Genomic DNA, 6,855 nt, shown 5'->3' with positions numbered 1-6,855 from the left:
GTCTAAATTCAATAAAAAATTAAGGGAGAAAAATACTAAATTTAAATAATTTTAGATATACTGTTTAGATATAATGTGACTGATTGTTAAAAAAATGTTAAAAATAAACTAGTAAGAATTTTAATCTTAATAAAGAGGTTATCTTTCAGAGGTTATAAAAAGCATTTTAGAAATGAGATTATAAGATATATTGAAAAGTATTATATATATTAGTAAAGTTTTATATATTAATTTGATAAAAATTTAACAAGTGTATTGACAGTGAAAAGAAGATGAATTATCATATGTATTATGAAAAGTTGTTAAAAATATAACAAGGTTTATTAACATTATATTATATAGGGGGAGTTTCGAAATGAGTAAAGAAACAAAAAAAGTTAAGGTTACAAACCAAGAGGTAAATGTTGAAAATATGATTAATGAGTTGGTTGAAAAAGCGAATATAGCTAAACAAGAAATGTTAAAGTTAGATCAAGAAGCTACAGATAAAATAGTAGCAGCTATGGCAAAGGCGGGTCTTGATAAACATATAGAACTTGCTCAATTAGCAGTAAATGAAACTGGAAGAGGAATATTTGAAGATAAAGTAACTAAAAATATGTTTGCAACAGAATATATTTATAATAATATAAAATACACAAAAACAGTTGGGGTAATAGAAGAAAATGAAGAAGATGGATATATGATGGTTGCAGAACCGATAGGTGTAGTAGCTGGTGTAACACCTGTTACAAATCCAACTTCAACTACAATGTTCAAAACATTAATATCTATGAAAGGCAGAAATCCAATAATATTCAGTTTCCACCCATCAGCTCAAAAATGTTCAGCTGAGGCTGCTAGAATATTAAGAGATGCAGCTATAGAAGCTGGAGCACCAGAAAACTGTGTTCAATGGATAGAAATTCCATCATTAGAAGCATCGGCAGCATTGATGAAGCACCAAGGAGTATCATTAATACTTGCAACTGGAGGACCTGGAATGGTTAAGTCTGCTTATTCAGCAGGAAAACCAGCACTTGGAGTTGGAGCAGGAAATGTACCTTGTTTTATAGAAAAATCTGCTGATATAAAACAAGCAGTAAATGATTTAATCTTATCTAAATCATTTGATAATGGAATGATATGTGCTTCTGAGCAAGCAGTTATAATAGAAGAATGTATATATGACGAAGTAGTAGCTTTACTTAAGCATTATAATTGCTACTTTGTAGAAGGAAAAGAAAAAGAATTATTAGAAAAAACAGTTATAAATCCTGAAACTAAAACATTAAATCCAAACATAGTAGGACAAAGTCCATATACTATAGCTAAAATGGCAGGATTTGAAGTTCCTAAAGATACTAAAATATTAGTAGCTGAAATAGAGGGAGTAGGAATAGATTATCCATTATCAAAAGAAAAATTATCTCCGGTATTGGCTTGTATAAAAGTTAAAGATGCTAAAGAAGGGATACAAAGATGTGTTGATATGACAGAGTTCGGAGGACTTGGGCATTCAGCTGTTATACATTCAAACAATGATGATGTAATTTTAGAATTCTCTCAAAGAGTAAGAACAGGAAGACTTCTAGTAAATGCACCATCTACTCACGGAGCTATAGGAGATTTATACAATGTAAATACTCCATCTCTAACTTTAGGATGCGGATCAATGGGTAACAACTCAACTACAGATAACGTATCAGCTGTAAACTTAATAAATGTTAAAAAGGTTACTAAGAGGAGAGTTAATATGCAATGGTTCAAAATTCCTGAAAAAATATATCATGAAATGAACTCAATACAATACCTAGAAAAGATGGAAGGTGTTGAAAGGGTGATGATAGTTACTGATAGAATGATGGTTCAACTTGGGTACGCTGATAAATTAGCTTATCAATTAAGAAAAAGAAGAAACCCAGTTATGATAGAAGTATTTGCTGATGTGGAACCAGACCCATCTGTAGATACAGTATTAAATGGTGCCGAAGCAATGAGAAAATTCAATCCAGATACAATAATAGCTTTAGGTGGAGGATCTGCAATGGATGCGGCTAAAGGTATGTGGTTATTTTATGAAAATCCACAAGCAGACTTTGAAGATTTAAGACTTAAATTTGCTGATATAAGAAAAAGAGTATTCAAGTTCCCTAAATTAGGAAGAAAAGCTAAAATGGTGGCTATTCCAACTACTTCAGGAACAGGTTCAGAAGTAACTTCATTTGCAGTTATAACTGACAAAGTAAATAATATAAAATATCCTTTAGCTGATTATGAGTTAACTCCAGATGTGGCTATAATAGATCCACAATTTGTAATGTCTGTACCAGCTGCTGTTACTGCAGATACAGGTCTTGATGTATTAACTCATGCTATAGAAGCTTATGTTTCAATAATGGCAACTGATTATACAGATGCTCTTGCAATGAAAGCAATACAAATGGTATTTGAATATTTACCAATATCATATAAAGGTGGAAATACTGCTGAAGGTAGAGAAGCTAGAGAAAAAATGCATAATGCTTCTTGTATGGCAGGTATGGCATTTGCCAATGCTTTCTTAGGAGTAAACCACTCATTAGCTCATAAATTAGGTTCTGAATTCCACATACCACATGGTAGAGCTAATGCAATATTATTACCACATGTAGTAGAATACAATGCTCAAATGCCAACTAAATTTGCTGCATTCCCTAAATATAAATCATTCGTAGCTGACAAGAAGTATGCTGAAATAGCTAAAGTTCTTGGATTAAAGGCTGATACAGTAGAGCAAGGTGTTTTAAGTTTAGTTCAAGCTATAAAAGGTTTAATGATAGAACTAAACATGCCAATGTCTATAGAAGAGTGCGGCGTAGATAAAGAAACTTACTTTAGTGCAATAGAAAAATTAGCTTTAGATGCATTTGATGATCAATGTACTCCAGCTAACCCAAGATTACCATTAGTAACTGAGTTACATGAGATATATAAAAATATATATCCATCAACAAAAGTAGTTAAAAAAGTTAAAAAAGAAGAAAAAGTACTAGTATAAAATTAGTTTAATTAGTGATTCCTTAAAAATATAACCTAAAAATTAATATTCTCTGCAATGAAAAAGACCTCCATTTTATAAATGTGAGGTCTTTTGTATATTAAAATATTTAGTCATTATTATTAAAAATGTTATTGTATAAATCTAAAATTTCCTTGTCTGATTTTCCGTCTATATCACGTTCAAAATCATCTTGCTTTCCAGCTGCCTCGTAGTAATCTTCTAATTCAGCTATGTATTCATCCATATTTTTTTTACTTTTTTTCATGAATTCATCACCTTTATTAAATTTATTTATCCATAAATATATAATATAAAAAATATATAGTAAAGGGGGAATAATATGATAGAATTGATGGTTATATGTTCATTTGTAATATTAATATGTATCACATCAAGTAAAGTATTATATAAATTTGGAGTTCCGATACTTTTAATATTTATAGTATTGGGTATGTTATTCGGATCGGATGGGTTAGTGGGGATTTATTATAATAACTTCGAATTAACAAAAAATATTTGTACTTTAGCTCTTATCTTTATAATGTTTTTTGGTGGATTTGGGACCAATTGGCATATGGCGCGTCCTGTTGCTATTCCATCAATGTTAATGTCAACATTAGGTGTAGTTATTACAGCAGGCCTTACTGGGATGTTTTGTTATGTAATATTAAAAACTACATTGTTAGAAAGTCTTCTCATAGGTTCTATAGTAGCATCTACAGATGCAGCTTCAGTATTTTCTATACTTCGTTCTCAAGAATTAAATTTAAAAGGTTCTATTGCATCCATACTAGAAATTGAAAGTGGAAGTAATGATCCTTTTGCTTATATGTTAACTATAATAATTCTTTCATTAATGTCTAATCAGGGTTCTTCAAGCATATTTCCAATGCTATTTAGTCAGGTTTCAGTAGGTATTATATCTGCAGTTGTATTATCAAAATTGACTATATATTTATTGAGGCATATAAATTTTGAGATAGATGGGTTCTACCCAATATTTGTAACAGCAATTGCAATTTTATCTTATGGACTAAGTGAATTATTTGGTGGAAATGGATATTTAAGCGCATATATAGGTGGAATAATAATTGGAAATAGTAAAGTTCCTCATAAAAAAAGTATATTTGAATTTTTTGATAGTATATCATGGCTTATGCAAATAACGTTATTTTTCTTACTAGGTTTACTATCTTATCCGTCTAAGATACCTAATGTGTTGATAGAGGGAATTGAGATATCCATATTTATGATATTAATAGCAAGACCAATAGCTACATTTAGTATTTTAAGTTGGTTTAAGATACCATTTAAACAGCAACTATTTATATCTTGGGTAGGACTTAGAGGGGCTGCATCTATTGCCTTTGCTATATTTGCAGTAACTTATGGGGTTCCAATTTATAGTGATATATTCCATATTATATTTTTTATAGCGTTATTCTCAGTTGGAGTCCAAGGAACATTAATACCAAAGATTGCATTAAAACTAGATTTAATAGATAATGAATCTTCAGTTTTTAAAACATTTAATGACTATAAAGAAGATAAAAGTACAAAACTAATAGAGATATCAATTACTGATGATAGTAACCTTGTCAATAAGACCATTATGGATAGTAATATACCAGAAGATATTCTCATTGTAATGATAAAACGAAAAGGAGATGTATTTGTTCCAAGGGGATCAACTATAATCCTTCCAGGAGATATACTAGTTGTTACTGGAAATAATTTTGATAAGCTAAGAATGTATCAAGAGGATAAGAGTACGAAACTTATGGAGATAAGTGTGGGAGCTACAAGTAATTTTGCCAATAAAACAATAGTAGATGCTAATATACCAGATGAAATTCTTGTTGTAATGATAAAGAGAAGCGGAGATATAATTATTCCAAAAGGTTCAACACAAATACTTCAGGATGATATATTAGTAATTACAGGAACTGATATTAATGAGATAAATAAATTAGCAATATCTAATGGTTAAAAGTAAATAAAAAATATTATAATAGAAATAGAAAAGTTTATAACAATAATTTTTATGAATGAGGCGACTTTAAATTATGACAAGAGATTTAGATAGAAAAAAGGAACTTGAAAGAGTATTATTGACGAATGAAAAACCATCAATATATTTCAAAAAGTTAAAAGAAAATAATAAATTAAAAGATGATTTTCCAGAAGTAAATGATTTGATAGGAGTTATACAATCTCCTATTCATCATCCAGAGGGAGATGTATTTAACCATACCATGATGGTGATAGATGAAGCTGCTAAATTAAAAGATAAAGCTACAAACCCACTTGGTTTTATGTACTCAGCTTTATGCCATGATTTTGGAAAAGTTTTGACAACTAGGACAAAAGAAGATGGAAAAATAATTTCGTATAATCACGAAAGAATAGGTTTAAAATTAGTTAGAAAATTTTTGAATAGAATAAGTAAAAAAGAAGATGATGAATTTAGAAATTATGTATTAAATATGACAGAATTTCATATGCAGCCAAACCAATTGGCAAATCAAAATAGTAAATTAAAAAGTACTAGAAAGTTATTTTCTAGGTCAGTTTGTCCAGAAGATTTAGTGTTATTAGCAAAGGCAGATGCACTTGGAAGGACTGTAAGTCAAGATTATTCTATTAAGGAAGCTTATCTAAAAAATGCTTTAAAAGATTTCCGAGAAATAGAGTAATTATAATATTGAAAATTAGGTAACCGTAAAGGGTTAATATAGAAAAAAGAAGTTATATGAATTAATTTCAAATAAATAGTAAAAAATATGCAATGAAAATAGAACCTTATTGAAGGAGGAAATTTATCATATGTGTACGGCTCTATCATTAAGAACAAAAGATGGAAATTATTTATTTGGAAGGAATATGGATTTAGAGTATAACTTTAATCAATCAGTTTATCTAGTTCCTAGAAAGTTCGCATACAAGAATGTAGTAACTGATAAGATTGAAAATGTTAAATATGCAATGATAGGAATGGCAACGATTATTGATAATCATCCAATGTTTGCTGATGGTATGAATGAAAAAGGTTTGGCTTGTGCTGGGCTTAATTTTCCTGAATATGCATACTATGAAAATGATGCAGTAGAAGGGAAGATTAATTTAGCACCTCATGATATTATTCCATGGATATTGGGTAATTTTGAAACAACAGAAGAAGTTAAGGAGGCATTTAATAACGTTGAAATAGTAGGTAAGACAATAAATCCACAAACTGGATTAGCTACACTTCATTGGATGGTAGTTGATACAAATGGTAAAAGTATAGTCATTGAAAAAACTAAGGAAAAATTAGAGGTTTATGACAATAATATAAGTACATTAACTAATTCTCCCACATTTGATTGGCATGTTACAAATCTAAGACAATATATATCAGCGAGTTCTAAACAACCTGAAAATACAACTTGGGTTAAGAAGGAATTAAAGCCATTGGGACAAGGGCTAGGATCATGGGGACTTCCTGGTGATTTTTCCACAACATCAAGATTTGTAAGAATATCATTCTTAAGATCTAGAGTAGATGAAGTTGAAAATGGTATCAAGGGAGTTAGTGATTTTTTTCATATGTTAAATAATGTGGCCATGTCTAATTATTCTGTAGTAACACCAGAAGGAATAAATGATATTACTCAATATACTTCTTGTATGTGTCAAAATAGTGGTATCTATTATTATAATACTTATAATAATAGTAGAATTAATGCTGTTGATATGAATAAAGAAAATTTAGATGGTAATGAAATAAAGAACTTTTCATATCTTGATGAAATGGATATAAACTATCAAAATTAAAATAGAATATATAATGT

At 29.5% G+C, this 6,855-nt stretch carries 5 protein-coding genes; 4 read left to right on the top strand and 1 reads right to left on the bottom strand.

Annotated features, from left to right (window positions below; genetic code table 11):
• Nucleotides 1-355 precede the first annotated feature (355 nt).
• A complete protein-coding gene (gene adhE, locus QX51_RS19185; protein WP_039681502.1) occupies nt 356-3,019 on the top strand; it encodes a bifunctional acetaldehyde-CoA/alcohol dehydrogenase in 2,664 nt (887 codons plus the stop codon).
• 109 nt (nt 3,020-3,128) lie between these two features.
• Here the strand turns inward: adhE and QX51_RS20820 are convergent, their stop codons facing one another.
• A complete protein-coding gene (locus QX51_RS20820; protein WP_161791953.1) occupies nt 3,129-3,287 on the bottom strand; it encodes a hypothetical protein in 159 nt (52 codons plus the stop codon).
• Between the two features lie 75 nt (nt 3,288-3,362).
• Between QX51_RS20820 and QX51_RS19180 the strand changes: the two genes are divergently transcribed.
• From QX51_RS19180 to bsh, 3 genes are all read left to right on the top strand, one after another.
• Nucleotides 3,363-5,012: a potassium/proton antiporter gene (locus QX51_RS19180; RefSeq protein ID WP_039681501.1), complete on the top strand. Its 1,650-nt coding sequence runs from the start codon at nt 3,363-3,365 to the stop codon at nt 5,010-5,012.
• 76 nt (nt 5,013-5,088) lie between these two features.
• Nucleotides 5,089-5,718 carry an HD domain-containing protein gene (locus tag QX51_RS19175; RefSeq protein WP_039681500.1) on the top strand — a complete coding sequence of 210 codons (630 nt, stop codon included), beginning with the start codon at nt 5,089-5,091 and terminating at the stop codon, nt 5,716-5,718.
• 130 nt (nt 5,719-5,848) lie between these two features.
• Nucleotides 5,849-6,838 carry a choloylglycine hydrolase gene (bsh, locus tag QX51_RS19170; protein WP_039681499.1) on the top strand — a complete coding sequence of 330 codons (990 nt, stop codon included), beginning with the start codon at nt 5,849-5,851 and terminating at the stop codon, nt 6,836-6,838.
• Nucleotides 6,839-6,855: the final 17 nt, after the last annotated feature.

It is taken from the genome of Terrisporobacter othiniensis (assembly GCF_000808015.1).
Taxonomy (GTDB): domain Bacteria; phylum Bacillota; class Clostridia; order Peptostreptococcales; family Peptostreptococcaceae; genus Terrisporobacter; species Terrisporobacter muris.
The sequence above is the reverse complement of the archived record's forward strand: the minus strand, read 5'-3'. Positions and strand labels throughout refer to the sequence as shown.